We start from the raw sequence: 17,149 nt of genomic DNA, 5'->3' as shown, positions 1-17,149 counted from the left end.
ACCTCCTCTTGCAACTATTCGATCTCTACCGCATGCCGCAGCCCTCTAGCAATGCCGCGCAGCTCTGAGAGCGCCGCCTCGTCCTGCCCAGCTTCAAGCGCTTCGTCAAGCCGGTCAATCAGCAGTATGAGCTTCTCATGCCGCGCCACCAGGCCCAGCTTCTGTTCATACGTTTCAAGGACCGCTTGGGCCCGCTTAATGTGTTCATAAATAGCCTGCCGGCTGATTTCAAATTCCGCGGCAATCTCGCCAAGCGAGTAATCATCGTGGAAATAATATTTTAGGAATGTGCGCTGCTTGTCAGTCAGCAGCGATTCATAGAAGTCAAACAACAGATTAATCCGGGTTGTTTTCTCCAGGGCACCCGGTTCGCTCATAGCCACCGTCCGCCCTCCTTCCGTCAAGGAAAAAACCTTTACAGCTTTGCAACGTTTCTTATCATATCCCAACCTGCAGCAACGTGTCAAGTCTTTTAACTTGTCAGCCAACTGGAGCCTACCGGAAAGACCACTGGAGCCCTGAGAACAAGAAATGCAGCGGGTATTCTGCTCTCGGGCTGTGCGCAGGTGACGGTAAGGAAAAGGCCGCTTCCTTAATAGCGGAAACGGCCCAACATGGCCTGGTATTGTTTACTTCACCGGCAGGCTGCCGATCAAGTCGCCCTGGCCTCAGACCTCCTCGGTCTGCTTCTCTTCCTTGGCGATCAGGCCTGCAAACAGCGCATGGACAAACTGCTCGGAATCAAATTCCTGGAGGTCGTCCATCTTCTCGCCGAGACCTACGAATTTTACAGGCAGGTTAAGCTCATTACGGATCGCTACGACGATACCGCCTTTTGCCGTACCGTCAAGCTTGGTCAGCACCAGACCGGTAACACCGCTCTTCTCGCCAAACAGCTTCGCCTGGCTGAGCGCATTCTGTCCAGTTGTCGCATCCAGCACGAGCAGCACTTCATGAGGCGCATTAGGGATTTCCCGCTGAATAACACGGAAGATCTTGTTCAGTTCTTCCATGAGGTTCGTCTTGTTCTGCAGCCGTCCTGCCGTATCGCAGAGCAGCACATCGACGCCCCGCTGCTTGGCAGCCTGAACCGCATCGTACATAACCGCTGCCGGGTCAGAGCCTGCCTGCTGCTTGATCACGTCAACCCCGACACGCTCACCCCATACCTCCAGCTGTTCAATAGCTCCCGCACGGAAGGTATCGCCTGCGGCCATCAGCACGCGCTTGCCCTGGCTCTTGAAGCGGTGGGCCAGCTTCCCGATCGTCGTCGTCTTGCCGACGCCGTTCACACCGACGAACAGCAGCACGGTAATGCTGCCTTCGGGCGCCATATTCAGCTTAGGATTCTCTTCACCGCGCAGCAAGCCGACAAGCTTCTCGGACAATACGGGCTGCAGCTCGGCCGCATCCTCGATTTTCCGCTTCTTCACCTCGACGCGCAGCTCATCAATCAAGTCCATGACCGTATTAACGCCTACATCCGCGCCGATCAGGATTTCCTCAAGCTCTTCGTAGAATGCCTCGTCGATTTTCTTGCGGCGGATAACCAGCTCCTCCACCCTCTCAACCAGGGCGGTTCTCGTTTTCTCAAGGCCTTCCTTAAATTTATTGGTGACCGCTTCGGTCTTGCTCGAAATACTTTCCTTCAACCGCTTAAAGAAACTCATCTCTCTAATCGCCTGCCTTCCTTGTATATAAGCGCACCGGCCTCTTCATCGCCTGGTCTAGTGTCTAGTGCGTATAGCCTGCTTCATCAGATACAGCCGAATAACTTTCATCAGGCGGAGACTGCCGCCTCGTCATCCTCAAGCCGCACCGACACCAGCTTGGACACGCCGCCTTCCTCCATCGTCACCCCGTACAGCACGTCGGCTTCCTCCATTGTGCCCTTACGGTGGGTAACGACAATAAACTGCGTCTGTTCCGAGAACTCGCGCAAATACTGGGCAAACCTGGCTACATTCGCTTCATCAAGCGCCGCCTCGACCTCGTCAAGCACACAGAACGGCACCGGCTTCACCTGTAAAATCGCGAACAGCAGCGCCATCGCTGTCAGCGCGCGTTCACCGCCGGAGAGCAGCTGAAGATTTTGCAGCTTCTTGCCGGGCGGCTGGGCTACGATATCGATACCCGTCTCCAGTACCCGGTCAGGATCAACCATGACCAGATCGGCACGGCCGCCGCCAAACAGCTTCGTGAACGCCAAGCCGAAGTGGCTGCGGATGGCATCAAAGGTCGTACGGAACCGCTTGCCCATCTCCTCGTCCATCTCACGGATAACCTGGTACAGCGTGGTCTTGGCTTCGATGAGATCATTCTTCTGCGCATCCAGGAACTCATAACGCTCGCGTACGCGATCATATTCCTCAATGGCTCCCAAATTCACATCGCCAAGCATCGTAATTTGGCGCTTGAGGTCGCGAACCTGATTTTGCGTTCCCTGCACATCCTCCGGCACCGGATAACGCTCCTTGGCAAGCTCGAAGCTGAGCTCATATTCTTCGCTCAGCTTGCGGAGCACATTATCTAGCTCAACATCGAGCCTGTTAGCAGCAATCTCTGTCTGGCGGATGCCATCCTCCACCTGACGAAGCTGCGCCCGCTGCTCCTTCGTCTCGCTCTCGCCGTCCTCGAGCTGACGCAGCTTCTCGGCACGCTCTGCGCGTTTGAAGTCGGTCTGCTCTGCACATTCCTGCTTCTTGAGCCGGTAGTGGTTCAGCTCCTCCGTCTGCCGGATCTTCTCGGCATCCAGCTTGCGCTGCTCTTCCTCCTGCTGAACAGCCAGGCTGCGCAGTGTGGACAGCTCCTGCTTCGCCCGGTTGATATCCGAGCGGATGCGGACAGCCTGATCCTCGAAGGACAGCTTCTCCTGATCGGTCTTGGCGACCTGGATTTTGAGATCGGTCAGATGCGTCTGCAGCTCTTCCTTAGCCGATTCACTGGCTTTGCGCCGGTCCTCTGCCGCCTTGATCGCCTGCTGCAGCCGGGCTTCCTCGGCTGTCAGCTGAGCCAGCCTCTCCTCGGCATCGGCCTTCAGCTTGTCCAGGCTGGTTGATTCGGTGATCTGGCTGCTGCGGTCCTCATGAGACAGCTGATGCTGCTCCCGAAGATGGCGGGCTTCCTGCTCCACCTGCTGCAGTTCGGAACGAAGCTGCTGCTCCTCCAGCCTGCGCTTATCGCCTTGGTCCCGCAGTTCCTCAATTGTCTGCCCCAGGATGGACAGCTCCTTACGCAGGTCCGATACCTTATCCCGCAGCTTATCCAGCTGCCCCCCGGACTGCTTAATGTCCTCATCCAGCTGCTCGATCTGCCGCTGCCGGCCGAGCAGGTTGGCGCCCTTCTTCTGCAGGCTGCCGCCTGTCATCGAGCCGCCGGCGTTGACCACGTCGCCATCAAGCGTCACAACCCGGAACCGGTATTGACATTTGGCCGCAATCCGGTTAGCCTGCTCAAGCGTCTCTGCAATCAGTACATTTCCGAGCAGATTTGCCACAATAGAGCTGTATGCCGGCTCCGATCCAACCAGGTCGGCTGCTACGCCGACGAAGCCTTCCACTGAAGCGACAAGCCGCCGCTCCTGCTCCGGAACACTCCTGCCCTTAATAACATCCAGAGGGAGGAAGGTCGCCCGGCCCAGCTGGCGCTGCTTCAGGAAAGCAATCGCCGCCCGTGCAGAGCGCTCGTCCTCCATAACGACATGCTGCAGCGCTCCGCCGAGCGCGGTCTCAACCGCTGTCTCCAGCTTCTCGGGAACGCGGATCAATTCGGCAACTGCTCCGTGCACCCCGTCCACTCCGCCCCCGCTGCGGCGCGAAGCCTTCAGTACTTCCCGGACACCATGCATGAAGCCGTCCAGATCATTTTGCATTTCTTTCATCGTATCGCGGCGTGAGGTAAGCGCGTCCAGCTTTTGCTCCCACTTGCGCACCGCCATCTGAGCCTCCTCAAGCAGCTGCTGAGAGCTCTTGAGCCGGTCCCCTTCCTTTATGTAGCGGTCCCTCAGTGCGGACAGCTCGGCAGCCGTACTGTCCAGACGGCTCTGCAGCTCCTCACGCTTGCCTTCAAGCGCGCCCAGCTGCTCCTGCCATTTGGCCTCTTCTTCCCCAAGCCGTTCAATCCGCTTCTGCAGCGTCTCCTTCTGCTGATCGGCATACCGGATTTCGTTGCGCGTGGAAGCCATGCCGCTCAGCACATCCAGCAGCTCACCTTTCAGCTTCTCCTCCGCGTCGCTACCCATACCGCCGGCCACGCCAATCAGCGTTGATTCTTCCTCATCGAGACGCCGGCGCAGGGTCTGCAGCTCTTGTTCAAGCCCGGCTGCCTTCGCGCGGAAATCCGTCTCTTCCTTCGTTAATGCCGTAATTCGTTCCGACTGAGCGGCTATGGACTCTTCAAGCTGGCGGCGGTTCTGCTCCAGATTGCGCGTACGCTCCTTCAGCACCTCGCCTTGGCCCTCGCACTTCTCGTACTCTTCGCTGTAACGCAGCATATCCTCATGCAGACGCTCCAGCGCTTCCTCGATATCCCGCAGCTGCAGGCGGTCCTTCTCCAGGTGCGCATCATGCTTGCTGACGACGGCGGACAGCTCCAGCTGCTCATTCTGCAGCTTCTCAAGCTTCGCTGTCGCTTCCTTCCAGCTGCTGTGCACCTGCTCAATCTGATGCACATACATCGAAATTTCTTTCGTCTTCAGCTGCTCGCGCAGCGCCTTGTAGTGAATCGCCTTCTCCGACTGCAGACGCAGCGGCTCCACCTGATCCTCAAGCTCAGTCACCAGGTCATTGATCCGCAGCAGGTTCTGCTCGGTATCATCAAGCTTCCGCTGTGCTTCCCGTTTACGTGATTTATATTTGACAATGCCCGAGGCCTCTTCAAAAATCCCACGGCGGTCCTCTGAGCGCGTGCTTAAAATTTCCTCGATCCGGCCCTGGCCGATAATCGAATACGCTTCCTTGCCGATACCGGTATCCATGAACAGCTCCGTAATATCCTTGAGACGGCAAGACTGCTTGTTAATTAAATATTCGCTCTCGCCGCTGCGGTGGACACGGCGGGTTACCGTTACCTCGTCGTATTCAAGAGGAAGAGAGCCGCTGGAATTATCAAGCGTCAACGAGACTTCCCCATAGTTGACAGCCTTGCGGGCATCACTGCCGGCAAAGATAATATCCTGCATATTCCCTCCGCGCAAGCTCTTGGCGCTCTGTTCGCCAAGGACCCAGCGGATGCTGTCCGATATATTGCTCTTGCCGCTGCCGTTCGGTCCAACCACGGCTGTGATGCCCCGCACGAATTCCAATTCCGTCCGGTCTGCGAACGATTTGAACCCGGCTAATTCGACTCGCTTCAGAAACATAGTTATACCTTCACCTCTAGCGTTATTGTACCATACCCGCAACCATTCGACATCAGCGGAAAATTTCGGGAGGCATCTCAAGCGCATAAAAAAACCGGCAAGCCTGGTCAAGATCCATTGCGGTTTCACTAATGGATCTTGACCACCGATGCCGGGGTTACTTATCGCTCTTATCTTCTGCTGAAAGCTGGCGCCATGCCTCGGCCGCAGCCCGCTGCTCTGCTTCCTTCTTCGTGCGTCCTGTCCCTTGGCCCCAGGACTCGCCGCCGATCAGTACGCGGATTACAAATTCCCTGTCATGCGCAGGGCCTCGTTCTTCCTCAATAACATATTCAATCTGACCAAGAGAACGATGCTGGGCACGCTCCTGAAGCTTCGACTTGAAATCCTTTACCGGCAAGTGATCCTCCGCATCAATAAGCGGAAAGATGCTGGCTTCCAGAAAGTCCCTGACCGCAATTAATCCCTGATCCAGATAAAGTGCACCCACGAATGATTCGAATAAGTCAGCCAGCAGAGCCGGCCGCTGCCGGCCGCCAAGCTGCTCCTCTCCTCTTCCAAGGAGAACATACCGGCCAAGCTCCAGCGTTTCGGCGAAGCGGGCGAATGACGGTTCACATACGATGGAGGCACGCATGCGCGTCAATTCGCCTTCGGGCCGCTGCGGGTGCGTCGTATAGAGGAACTCCGACACCAGCAGCTGCAGCACCGCATCACCCAAAAACTCCAGCCGTTCATTATCCTGCGTGTTTCCGCCCTTATGCTCATTTACATAAGACGTATGCGTGAAAGCCTGCCTTAATAGCTTAGTCCGGCGGAAACGTATACCGAGCCGCTGCTGCAGCTCGTCAAACCGGTCATGCTTCATATTTCCTCATGACGATCGTGGCATTATGGCCTCCAAAACCGAAGGAATTCGAAACCGCTGTCCGGACATTCGCCTCACGAGGCTTGTTGGGCACATAATCCAGATCGCATTCCGGATCCTGGTTCTCCAGGTTGATCGTTGGCGCGATAACGCCATTCTGCAGCGTCAGACCTACAATAACCGCTTCCACGCCGCCTGCGGCGCCGAGAAGATGACCGGTCATCGATTTGGTTGAGCTGACGGCAAGCTTGTACGCATGATCTCCGAACGCTTTCTTGACGGCCAATGTCTCCGACCGGTCACCAACAGGGGTAGACGTGCCATGCGCATTAATGTAATCCACTTCTTCAGGGCTGATGCCGGCATCGCGGATCGCCCTTGTCATGCAGCGGGCTGCCCCTTCCGGATCTGGCTCTGTCATATGATACGCGTCGCCGCTCATGCCGTAACCGATAACTTCAGCATAAATGCGGGCACCGCGCTTGATTGCATGCTCATAGGATTCCAATATAAGAATACCGGCTCCTTCACCCATCACAAAGCCGTCCCTGTCCGTGTCAAACGGCCGGCTTGCTTTCTCGGGCTCATCATTGCGGGTGGACATCGCCCTCATTGAGCAGAAGCCCGCCATGCCTGTTGGACGAATCGTCGCTTCAGCACCGCCGCAAATCATCATATCCGCATCACCGCGCTGAATCAGCTTGAACGAATCGCCGATGGAGTGCGTGCCGGTTGCACAAGCGGTTACCGCCGTGCTGTTCGGGCCCTTGGCACCCGTCGTCATGGAAATCTGGCCGGAAGCCATATTGGCAATCATCATCGGAATGAAGAACGGGCTGACGCGCTTGGGACCCTTCTCAAGCAGAATCTTATGCTGATCCTCCCATGTACCAAGCCCGCCGATACCGGAACCGACCATAACGCCGATACGTTCAGGATCAACATCGCCGCCGATGTCAATACCGGAGTCCTTAACGGCAAGCGTGCTGGCCGCAACGGCGAACTGCACGAAACGGTCCATGCGCCGCGCTTCCTTCTTATCTGCATACAACTCAGGATTGAAATCTTTGATTTCCGCGGCAATCCGCGTCGGATACTCCGATACATCAAAGGCTTCAATCAGTGAAACGCCGGACTTTCCTGCCATCAGGTTCCCCCAGAATGTCTCCAGGTCGGATCCGAGCGAGGTCATGACTCCCATGCCGGTGACTACGACTCTTTGCTTCATATCTATCACCTCTAACGACAGCCATTCAAGTTAAAGCCTCAACTGCCGATTCATTTATAGTATCAATCTATTACAATGATGATCTCTTCATAATGAAAGAACAGCCTTACCTAAGCGCTGTTCCTAAGTGAATGGATACAGATTCCATCCCGCTGCATCCCTTGCCCACGCCCTGATATGGAGAGAAGTCCCGTCTGCTAAACGGGACTTTCGTACATTACGTATGAGATTGTATGTAATTGACTACTTCTCCCACCGTGGTGATCTTCTCTGCGTCTTCATCAGAGATCTCCATATCGAACTCGTCTTCCAATTCCATAACAAGCTCCACGACATCGAGAGAATCCGCGCCGAGGTCGTCTTTAAAATTGGCTTCGAGCGTTACTTCGGCTTCGTCTACGCCGAGGCGGTCAACGACGATGCGTTTTACGCGTTCCAATACGTCGGACATCCGGTTCACCTCCTCCTTGGTATTATACGAGAATGTTGGACAAATTGCCATAGGGGCCTGGAAGGCGCCTTTAGCCCATATACATGCCGCCGTCCACATGGATTGTCTGCCCAGTCATATAGGCAGCTGCATCCGATGCGAGGAAGCGTACGGCACTGGCAATATCCTCAGGCTGGCCCAGGCGGGCAAGCGGAATTTGACCGCTGAGCTGGTCGCGGGTTTCGGCAGACAGCTTGTCTGTCATATCCGTTGCGATAAAGCCCGGGGCCACACAGTTTACGGTGATTCCCCGTGATGCCAGCTCCCGTGCACTCGCCTTGGTAAGGCCAATGACGCCGGCTTTCGCCGCCACATAGTTAGCTTGTCCAGGATTACCAACCGCCCCTACTACGGACGAAATATTGATAATCCGGCCTGAGCGCTGCTTCATCATCGGGCGTGTAACGGCCTTGATGCCATTAAACACGCCTTTGAGATTCGTCTCAATGACCTGGTCAAATTCTTCTTCCTTCATGCGCATGATTAAATTGTCCCGGGTGATGCCGGCATTATTCACCAGTATGTCCAGGGAACCGAAAGCCTCCAGCACTTCCTTAACCATGCTCTCGAAGGCATCGGCCTTTCCCACATCACCCTTGATCAGCAGCGCACGGCGTCCAAGCGCTTCCACGGCGGCAGCCGTCTCGGCGGCGGCACCTTCACTGCCTGCATAATTAACAGCTACGTCCGCACCCGCTTCTGCCAGCGCCACGGCGATTGCTCTGCCGATTCCTCTGGATGCGCCAGTAACCAGCGCCTTCTTGCCTTCAAGACCTGCAAACATGGATTGTCCTCCTTCAATTGAAGCTGGTTCGTCTGGCTCTAGCCAAGCTCATCCAGCAGCTGAGCTGCAGCCGTAAGACTGTTCACCGAACGCACGCGCACCGATTTGTCCGTCTTCTTAATGAGACCGGCGAGTACGGTTCCAGGACCAATCTCAACGAATTCATCCACACCCTGCTCAATCAGCCAAACGATTGTATCCTCCCACAGCACCGGCGACACGACCTGCTCGGTCAGCAGGCCCCGAATGTCTGAAGCTGACTGCACCGGTCTTGCCGTAACGTTAGCTACAACGGGTACCGTGCTGTCCTTCAGATCAGCCTGTTCCAGCACCTGCTGCAGCTGATCAGCTGCAGGCTTCATGAGCGAAGAGTGAAACGGACCACTCACTTCAAGCGGAATCACCCGCTTGGCCCCGGCTTCCTTACCACGCTCAACAATGGCCGCTACGCCGGCTGCCGTGCCGGAAACGACAATTTGTCCCGGACAGTTGACATTTGCCAGCTCCACAGCACCCGCTTCACCCGACACCGCTTGGCAGAGCGCGGCGAGCTGCTCACGATCCGCACCCAGAACGGCAGCCATCGCTCCCTGTCCCCCTGGTACAGCCGATTCCATAAATTCGCCTCTGGCACGCACAATGCGGACGGCATCTTCAAATGAGAGAACGCCAGCAGCTGCGAGCGCGCTGTATTCGCCCAGGCTGTGCCCGGCAACATAATCCGGCCTAACCCGTTCTTTAATAAGCTCCAGCAGTGCCAGACTTACCGTCAGCAGCGCCGGCTGCGTGTTGGCCGTCTGCTTCAGCTCCGCTTCAGGCCCGTCAAATATAATATCGGACAGCTTGAATCCCAGCGCTTCATCCGCCCGCCGGAACAACGAACGTCCAGCTTCGGATGCTTCATAGACATCTTTACCCATCCCGACCGATTGCGCCCCTTGGCCGGGGAATACGAATGCTGTTTTACCCATTAACCATAACCTCCTGCACTACCATATCAGCACGGTTGCGCCCCAGGTCAGTCCGCCCCCGAAGCCTACCAGCACGATGCAATCGCCATCCGAAACCTTCCCCTGCTCCACCGCTTCAGCCAGCGCAATCGGAATGGACGCCGCGGAAACATTGCCGTACTTGTCCAGGTTGATCATGCATTTATCTTCAGCCAGCTCAAGCCGGTTAAGGGATGATTGAATAATTCTAATATTCGCCTGATGCGGCACCAAGAGATCGATGTCCGACTTGGCGATGCCCGCCTTGCGGAGCGCCTCTTCAGCTGCATTGCCCATGATCCGCACCGCAAACTTGAACACCTCGCTGCCGGCCATCTGAATATAATGCCTGTTCTGTGCCACGCTGTCCTTATCCGAAGGAATACGCGAGCCTCCGCCGTCAATCTTCAGAAGCTCCCCGCCGCTGCCGTCTGCGCCAAGCTCGAAGGACCGGAAGCCGCGTCCCTCAGCCACCGGACCCAGCACGACAGCACCTGCGCCGTCCCCGAACAGGATGCAGGTATTGCGGTCCGTGTAGTCCGTTATACGTGACAAGCACTCGGCGCCCACAACGAGGACATGCTTATACATCCCGCCGGCTATCATGCTGGAGGCATTGGCCAGCCCGTAAATGAAGCCCGAGCACGCTGCCGATAAGTCATAAGCGGCCGCCTTGCGGGCCCCCAGCCGGTCCTGCAGCAGGCAGGCGGTGGAAGGAAAGAACTTATCTGGCGTTACAGTCGCCACAATAATAAGATCCAGATCCTCCGCTGCAACCCCGGCGCTGCGAAGCGCTTCCTCCGATGCCTTCAGGGCCAGATCAGAGGTCGCCTCCTCCGGTGAAGCGATTCGGCGCTCCCGTATGCCTGTACGGGTCACAATCCACTCATCATTCGTTTCCACCATTTGTTCCAGATCATGGTTCGTTAAAATTTTCTCCGGCACATATTTACCGGTTCCAAGTATGCCAACTGCTCGTAAACTCATCAGAAGCAACCTCTCATTTCCCGCTGATTTCAGCCTTAATCGAACGGATCAACTGACCCTGCAGCGCAATTCTGGCTTGTCTGACTGCATTTTTGACCGCTCTGGCGTCGGAGGAGCCGTGCCCCTTGATCACCAGACCGTTCACGCCAAGTAGCGGAGCGCCGCCATGCTCCTTATAATCCATTTTGGCGCGCAGCCCGCGCAGTCCCGGCATCATTATGGCGGCCGCCAGCTTGGTGCGCCAGTTCCGTGTGAATTCTTCCTTAAGCGCCCCCATAACCATGCTGGCCGTGCCCTCCATTGCTTTAAGCAGAATGTTGCCGGCAAAGCCGTCACATACCAGCACATCACAGGCGCGCTGGAGCACATCCCGGGATTCGACATTGCCGACAAAATGTATCGGGGCCTGCTCGAGCAGCTCATAGGCCGCCTTGGTCAATTCATTGCCCTTCGCGGCCTCGGTGCCGACATTGAGCAAGCCGACCCGCGGCTTCGCAATGCCGTGAACGCTTGAGCGGTAAATACTGCCCATCAGGGCATACTGGAGCAGATGCTCCGGCTTCGCATCCATATTGGCGCCCAGGTCAAGCGCTAGCATGCCCTGGTTGTCAGCAGTCGGCAGCATAGGCGCCAGCCCAGGCCGCTCAATGCCCTCGATCCTTCCGACAACCAGCAGTCCCGTTGTCATCAGCGCGCCCGTATTTCCAGCGGATATCATCGCATCCGCTTCCCCTTCGCGCACCATTTTACCGGCAACGACCATCGAGGAATCCTTCTTCCGTCTTACCGCACGCACTGGCTCCTCATCCGGTCCAATCTGCTCGGAGGCATGCCGGATTTCAAGATTAGCGTCCATCTGGCCGTCCAGATGAGGCTCTAGCCGCTCCCGGTGTCCGACCAGCACGATCACGGTATCCTTCCATTCCGCCGCCGCCTGAACCGCACCCTTGACGATTTCAGCCGGTGCGTGATCGCCTCCCATAGCGTCAATTGCGATCCGCACGTTCGTCTCCTCCTTCGATGACCTGCTCCCCTGCAGAACGGTAGATGATAAAGTGCCCTTGAAACACCATTTCCTCTCCCACGTAGGTGAACACCTCCACCTTCGCCTTGCTTCTGCCGCCTGATCTCACATAAGCCTTGGCAATACATTTCTCACCGAGCTTCACCTGGCGGACAAACCGGATATCGGCCGTTGCCGTCAGGGCGATCTCATCATTAATGACGGCTACCGCAAGCGAGTTCGCCTGGGCGAAGACATGATGGCCGCGGGCAATGCCTGTCCGGGAAAACACATGCTCTTCACGGATTTCGAAGATCGATATGCCGCTCTTATCCAGCTGCAGGTCGACAATGTCGCCGATCACCTCATGGAGGGGGAGTGAACGCACCGCATCATAAGAACGTTCAGCCATCAGCTTCAGACGTTCGCGCAGCTCCGGAATGCCAAGCTCCATCCGGTCCAGACGGATCGTCTGAATGCTTACCTTCAGCAGCCGGGTCAGCTCCCGGTCTGTCATAAACGGATTTTCCTCGACCAGTCGGGACAGCTGCTGGTGCCGCTGCCGTTTTGGCAGACGCTCCATGGTCCGCACCGCCCTCTGTATTATTATTAAGCAGCAATATGTATAATCATGACAAAATATCGGCAGCTGCTATTATCACCTGGTACTAATCCAGTATAAAGAATAATAAGCGGGGAAGCAATGGAAAAGCAAGTCCCTTTTGCCCCAGGTTTTTACACTAACAAGCCTGGAAGCAAAAAAATAGCACCTCATCCAAAGATGAAGTACTACTCTCTTGTCGAAACTATTGCTTAATGATCTCTCTTGCCTTGTAATGTCCGCAAACCTTACAAACGCGATGAGCCAGCTTCAACTCTCCGCACTGCTCGCATTTAACCATGCCTGGAACCGCCAGCTTGAAGTGCGTACGACGTTTGTCGCGGCGAGTTTTGGATGTTCTTCTTTGTGGTACTGCCATGTTTCCCACCTCCTTCAAAGACTAGCAGGAGCGTGTCCTGCCACTTGCTCTATTCATCAACAGCTTACGATTTAAAGAAATCCTTGAGCCCTGCAAGCCTTGGATCGATCACTTCACGGGAGCAGCCGCACTCCCCTTCATTGAGATCGGACCCGCACTTAGCACACAACCCCTTGCAGTCTTCGCTGCACAGCGGGGCAAAAGGCAGTTCAAGCAGCAGCGCTTGTTCAACATAAGGCTGAAGATTGAGCCACTCTCCGTCAACCGGGATAACCTCGTCTTCCTCGACTTCAGCTGTCGTAACAGAGGAGGCCGGTTTGAACTGTTCATGGAACGGTACCGCAACATGGGCAGCTGTCGGTTTAAGGCATCGGGAACAGGACATCTCAAGATCAATGTCCAGTCCGCCGTCCACCTGAACGGCTTTGCTCTCCGCACGGGCTTCCAGGCGCACCTTCAAAGGACTGCTCCGGATTACATCGGGTCTTCCGTCCACCAGTGACGAAACGTCAAGCTCGGTGTCGAACGTATGGGTTTTCCCCCTTAACGTTTCCTGCATATGAATATTCACGCGTCATCACTCCAAACAAACAAAGATTATTATATCGACCAGGCACAGGTTTTGTCAACAATTTCAGAGCGTGATATATTCTTTGTATGGGCAGATGAACAGTCATCAGATCAATCGCGGGTCCGCCGGCATCAGCCGAATGCGGTGAACGCGGTTCTGGTAGGATAGCATCAGCAGCCTGCAAAATGCAAGAGTATGAATGATGGAGGGATCGTTATGCGCACCGTCGGCGTGATTGTGGAATACAATCCTTTTCACAACGGCCATCTATATCATCTGCAGCAGTCCGTGCGGCTAACAGGCGCGGAAGCTGTCGTAGCCGTCATGAGCGGACCGTTCCTGCAGCGCGGGGAGCCTGCTATGCTGAGCAAGTGGGCACGTGCCGAAACCGCTCTGCGCTGCGGCTGCGATCTGGTCATTGAGCTTCCTGTCGCCTATGCCACTAATGCGGCCCAATGGTTCGCGCACGGCGCCGTCTCCCTCCTCCATGCGACCGGTATCGTAGATACCCTCTGCTTCGGCAGCGAGACGGGGGATATCGACACGCTGCGCGGCATTGCCGGCATGCTCGCCGCCGAGCCGGAGGATTTCCGCGCTCTCCTCGCCGCTGCTCTGCAATCGGGCAGCAACTATCCGGCAGCCTACAGCTCCGCCGTCCGTTCCTACCTGTCAGGTCTTGGCCAGAGCCAGGCTGCAGACTTTCCGCTGCAGGAGCCGAACAACACACTTGGCCTGCACTACTTGATCGCACTGGAAAAGCTCAGAAGCCCAATCGTTCCCTATACAGTCAAGAGAGAGAAGGCAGGCTACCATGAACAGAGCATATCGGATAACGCCATTGCAAGCGCCACCGCTCTGCGCAAGCTGCTGACCGAACGGCGGAGCCCTGAAGCGATCGCCGCTTACATCCCGCCCGCTTCGCTGCGCCTGCTGAAGCAGGAATGGGAAGCGCTTCGGGCGCCGCTTGATTGGAACGGCTTTCTTCCCAGGCTGCTGCATGAAATCGTCCGCAGCAGCACGGACGAGCTGGCCGCTTGCCGGGAGGTGAATGAAGGGCTGGAATACCGTATCAAGCAGGCCATCCCTAATCTTCCCTCGCTCGGGTTTGAACCGTTAATGGAAGCGCTCAAAACCAGACGGTATACGAGAACGCGGCTCCAGCGGGCCCTGCTCGCCATTCTGCTCGGCCACAGGAAGCAGGACTTCACAGCAGACAGCCTGGCCTCTGGCATTGAATATATCCGGGTGCTGGGATTTACGGACAAAGGCAGAGCCCTGCTCAAGCGAATGAGAAGTACAGCCTCCATACCAGTGCTCCACAGTGCAGCACGGCCTCCGGCTGCCTTCCGCATGCTTGATCTGGATACGAGAGCGGGTGCGGTCTATGCCCTTGCTTTCGGCAATGCGGCTCCGCCCGACCTGTTCCGTGATTATTTTGACGCTCCGATTATTGTTTAAATGCATTCAGATACAGCTTTTGTTCAAGGGCTTCAGAAGCCGTTCCCCTTAAGGCCCTCCAAGGCTTCTGCCAGCGTAGCAACCGGGATAATCACCATCGAGGTGCCGGTCGCCTCCGCCTGCCGGGCGGCTTCCTTATAGTTCCCCTTCGGCACCAGAAACATTTGGGCTCCTGCACGCTGCGCAGCAATTACCTTGAGCGCAGCTCCCCCGATGGCACCAACCGAGCCGTCGGGACTGATTGTACCGGTAGCCGCTATTTTCCTGCCTTCAGCCAGCTCTCCCCCAGTCAACCGGTCATAAATCTCCAGCGCAAAGGCCAGGCCAGCCGAAGGTCCGGCTACCTCTCCGGCCTTAATTTCCACCTGATGAGCCGGATCTTCGGGTACGATGGCCTTAACAACGGTCAACTCATCAACTCCAAGCAGCCTGGGGAGGTCCTGTTCATCCAGACTGTTCCCCTGGGCAGATCCGCCCTTCGGCACCTCGACGCGGGCACTAACCCCGCCACGCTCTACAGCTATGCGCCAAGGCTGTTGTCCGTCCTCGCCTGCCTTATCCTTCAGCAGTTCAAGCAGTTGACCGGCATCAGTCAGCGCAGTGCCGTCTACCTCTGTTATACGATCCCCTGGCGCGAAGCCTGTTCCGTCACCCGGGTCCGTAATAACAATTGCCTTCGTACCGATCGCATACGAAATACCCGCCTGCCGGTAAGCCGCCTCCACGGCACTGCTCTGCGAATGATCCATTAACACATGCATCCGCTGGGCATAGTCATCCATTGTACCGCCCTGCAGAATTTCATTGCGCGGGTAGGCTTCAAGGTCTTTCCTCCACAGGGATTGCAGCACCATCCAGTAATTGGATCTTCCTGCCATATATACAGTCATGACCAGAAATCCGCCGTCCCGTTCGCCTGCTTCCTCTCCCACATGCACCAGCGGCGCAGCTTCCTGAGCCGGTCCCGGCTGTGCTACAAGATAGGGGGCCGGCACATACAACAACACAATCATCAGCACGGCTGCCGCAAGCGCCCATTTAAGCGGAAGCGCCGCAGCAGGCCGTCTATACTTGAATCTGCTCACCGCAGCCTTTCCTTTCATGTCTGGTCTAAAGCCCCGCTTGTCCGCGTACATTGTGAATAATCTGCCTATTTTTGCAGCTGGTCCCGCCTCGCGGCCGGGAGTTTAACGTTCAACGTACAGGAGGGAAGCTGAGTATGTTGCGAACCATTATGGTGGGAGCCTTTATGCTCGCGCTTGTTGCAGCCATTATCCAAAGCCCCGGCGAATCATTTCAGTCTGCCGTTCAAGGGCTGTCCGTCTGGTGGAAAATCGTATTTCCCGGACTGCTGCCCTTTTACGCCTTATCCGAGCTGCTGCTGGCCTTCGGCGCCATTCACGCTGTAGGCGTGCTGCTGGATCCGCTTATGCACAGACTGTTCCGCATACCCGGCTGTGCCGGATGGGTAGTCGCTCTCGGCTGGACAGCCGGCTTCCCGTCTGGTCCTGACGCAGCCGCCTCGCTGAAAAACAGAGGGCTGCTCAGCGGACCGGAAGCGCAGCGGCTGGTAGCGCTCAGCCATATGCCGAGTCCGATCCTGATGCTGGTCGTCATCGGAGCAGGCTTCCTTCACCAGCCTTCCACCGCCCTTACAATAGCAGCAGCCGTATGGCTGTCCGGCGCCATGGCCGCCATTATATCCGCACGTCTGTCCGGCACCGCACGCTCCTCAGCGGCCCACACACCGGCGCAGCTCCGCAGATCCTCTGATCGGCCCTCCATATTGAAACTGGCCCTTACGGCGATGCAGGATGCACAAGAGCGCGATGGCCGCAGCTTCGGCAAGGCGCTCGGGGAGGCGATCTCCGCCAGTGTACAGAAGCTGCTGCTGATCGGCGGCTTTATGATTGCCGGGTCTGTGCTCATCGGTCTCCTGCAGCGGCTTCTCCCCGGGCAGCTCGAGCCGATTGTTTATCCGGGCCTGTTCGAAGTCCATCTCGGCGCTTATGATATCGCTGGTCATTTCGCTGCATGGGGTACGCCGCTCGCAGCCGCTTCCTTATCCGCCTTTCTGGCGTGGAGCGGAATGGCTGCGCTTCTCAGTGCCCAGAGCAGCCTGACCGCAGCCGGGCTGCGGTTTGCTCCGCTGCTGCGGGGCAAGCTTCTGCATGCCGTACTGGCATTTGGCGCCACGTTTATGCTGTGGAAGCCGCTCGGCCGGGTTTGGGAACAGCTCGAGCCTTCCATCACCCGCTGGGGCGGCATGACTGAAGCCGTGTTCGCCGCCCGGGGCGGCTCCTTATCCTTTGCAGCCCTCCCCGGTCTCTGGCTCCCCGCCGCTGCAAGCGCAGCTCTGCTGGCATGCCTGGTTCTCGGACTGTCCCTCTTATCCCTCTTCCGTTACAGGAGGCATACGGACCGCTGACTTC

Annotated in this window: 16 protein-coding genes; 2 read left to right on the top strand and 14 right to left on the bottom strand. The window is 56.8% G+C overall.

All coding sequences use genetic code 11. The features are described from left to right. Window positions 1-14: 14 nt before the first annotated feature. The 13 genes from DNH61_RS21885 to DNH61_RS21825 form a co-directional block, all read right to left on the bottom strand. The gene (locus DNH61_RS21885) at window positions 15-377 is read right to left on the bottom strand and encodes a putative DNA-binding protein (RefSeq protein ID WP_111148967.1); all 363 of its coding nucleotides are present in this window, start codon (window positions 375-377) and stop codon (window positions 15-17) included. 291 nt (window positions 378-668) lie between these two features. Further along, window positions 669-1,670 carry a signal recognition particle-docking protein FtsY gene (gene ftsY, locus DNH61_RS21880; protein ID WP_111148966.1) on the bottom strand — a complete coding sequence of 334 codons (1,002 nt, stop codon included), beginning with the start codon at window positions 1,668-1,670 and terminating at the stop codon, window positions 669-671. A 110-nt stretch (window positions 1,671-1,780) separates the two neighbouring features. Then, on the bottom strand, window positions 1,781-5,359 hold the full coding sequence (gene smc / locus DNH61_RS21875) for a chromosome segregation protein SMC (RefSeq protein WP_111148965.1): 3,579 nt from the start codon (window positions 5,357-5,359) through the stop codon (window positions 1,781-1,783). 157 nt (window positions 5,360-5,516) lie between these two features. Further along, the gene (gene rnc / locus DNH61_RS21870; protein WP_111148964.1) at window positions 5,517-6,227 is read right to left on the bottom strand and encodes a ribonuclease III; all 711 of its coding nucleotides are present in this window, start codon (window positions 6,225-6,227) and stop codon (window positions 5,517-5,519) included. Further along, window positions 6,217-7,455 carry a beta-ketoacyl-ACP synthase II gene (gene fabF / locus DNH61_RS21865; RefSeq protein ID WP_111148963.1) on the bottom strand — a complete coding sequence of 413 codons (1,239 nt, stop codon included), beginning with the start codon at window positions 7,453-7,455 and terminating at the stop codon, window positions 6,217-6,219. The genes rnc and fabF overlap by 11 nt, the downstream gene beginning before the upstream one ends. Before the next feature lie 217 nt (window positions 7,456-7,672). Next, entirely contained in the window at window positions 7,673-7,906 is a 234-nt protein-coding gene (gene acpP, locus DNH61_RS21860) for an acyl carrier protein (protein ID WP_111148962.1), read from the bottom strand. 70 nt (window positions 7,907-7,976) lie between these two features. Beyond that, window positions 7,977-8,729, bottom strand: coding sequence for a 3-oxoacyl-[acyl-carrier-protein] reductase (gene fabG / locus DNH61_RS21855; RefSeq protein WP_111148961.1), 753 nt, complete (start codon window positions 8,727-8,729; stop codon window positions 7,977-7,979). A 38-nt stretch (window positions 8,730-8,767) separates the two neighbouring features. Next, window positions 8,768-9,700, bottom strand: coding sequence for an ACP S-malonyltransferase (gene fabD, locus DNH61_RS21850; RefSeq protein WP_111148960.1), 933 nt, complete (start codon window positions 9,698-9,700; stop codon window positions 8,768-8,770). Window positions 9,701-9,718: 18 nt separating this feature from the next. Continuing rightward, on the bottom strand, window positions 9,719-10,705 hold the full coding sequence (locus DNH61_RS21845; protein WP_111148959.1) for a beta-ketoacyl-ACP synthase III: 987 nt from the start codon (window positions 10,703-10,705) through the stop codon (window positions 9,719-9,721). A 13-nt stretch (window positions 10,706-10,718) separates the two neighbouring features. After that, on the bottom strand, window positions 10,719-11,708 hold the full coding sequence (gene plsX / locus DNH61_RS21840) for a phosphate acyltransferase PlsX (RefSeq protein WP_111148958.1): 990 nt from the start codon (window positions 11,706-11,708) through the stop codon (window positions 10,719-10,721). Then, window positions 11,692-12,282 carry a transcription factor FapR gene (fapR, locus tag DNH61_RS21835; RefSeq protein ID WP_181438847.1) on the bottom strand — a complete coding sequence of 197 codons (591 nt, stop codon included), beginning with the start codon at window positions 12,280-12,282 and terminating at the stop codon, window positions 11,692-11,694. Before fapR ends, plsX begins: the two co-directional genes overlap by 17 nt. Before the next feature lie 232 nt (window positions 12,283-12,514). Then, window positions 12,515-12,688: a 50S ribosomal protein L32 gene (rpmF, locus tag DNH61_RS21830; protein WP_111148956.1), complete on the bottom strand. Its 174-nt coding sequence runs from the start codon at window positions 12,686-12,688 to the stop codon at window positions 12,515-12,517. Between the two features lie 64 nt (window positions 12,689-12,752). Next, on the bottom strand, window positions 12,753-13,259 hold the full coding sequence (locus DNH61_RS21825; protein WP_245948292.1) for a YceD family protein: 507 nt from the start codon (window positions 13,257-13,259) through the stop codon (window positions 12,753-12,755). 216 nt (window positions 13,260-13,475) lie between these two features. Here DNH61_RS21825 and DNH61_RS21820 point away from each other — a divergent pair, with 216 nt between their 5' ends. After that, the gene (locus tag DNH61_RS21820) at window positions 13,476-14,717 is read left to right on the top strand and encodes a nucleotidyltransferase (RefSeq protein WP_111148955.1); all 1,242 of its coding nucleotides are present in this window, start codon (window positions 13,476-13,478) and stop codon (window positions 14,715-14,717) included. Between the two features lie 32 nt (window positions 14,718-14,749). On the opposite strand, the gene DNH61_RS21815 is transcribed toward DNH61_RS21820, so the two are convergent. Beyond that, window positions 14,750-15,802 (bottom strand): YlbL family protein, encoded by a 1,053-nt coding sequence (locus DNH61_RS21815; RefSeq protein ID WP_181438822.1) that lies wholly within the window; start codon window positions 15,800-15,802, stop codon window positions 14,750-14,752. Between the two features lie 134 nt (window positions 15,803-15,936). On the opposite strand from DNH61_RS21815, the gene DNH61_RS21810 reads away from it, so the two are divergent. Next, a complete protein-coding gene (locus DNH61_RS21810) occupies window positions 15,937-17,145 on the top strand; it encodes a nucleoside recognition domain-containing protein (RefSeq protein ID WP_111148953.1) in 1,209 nt (402 codons plus the stop codon). Window positions 17,146-17,149: the final 4 nt, after the last annotated feature.

The organism is Paenibacillus sambharensis (assembly GCF_003233845.1).
Lineage (GTDB): Bacteria > Bacillota > Bacilli > Paenibacillales > Paenibacillaceae > Paenibacillus_I > Paenibacillus_I sambharensis.
This window is presented reverse-complemented; position numbering and strand designations above follow the sequence as displayed.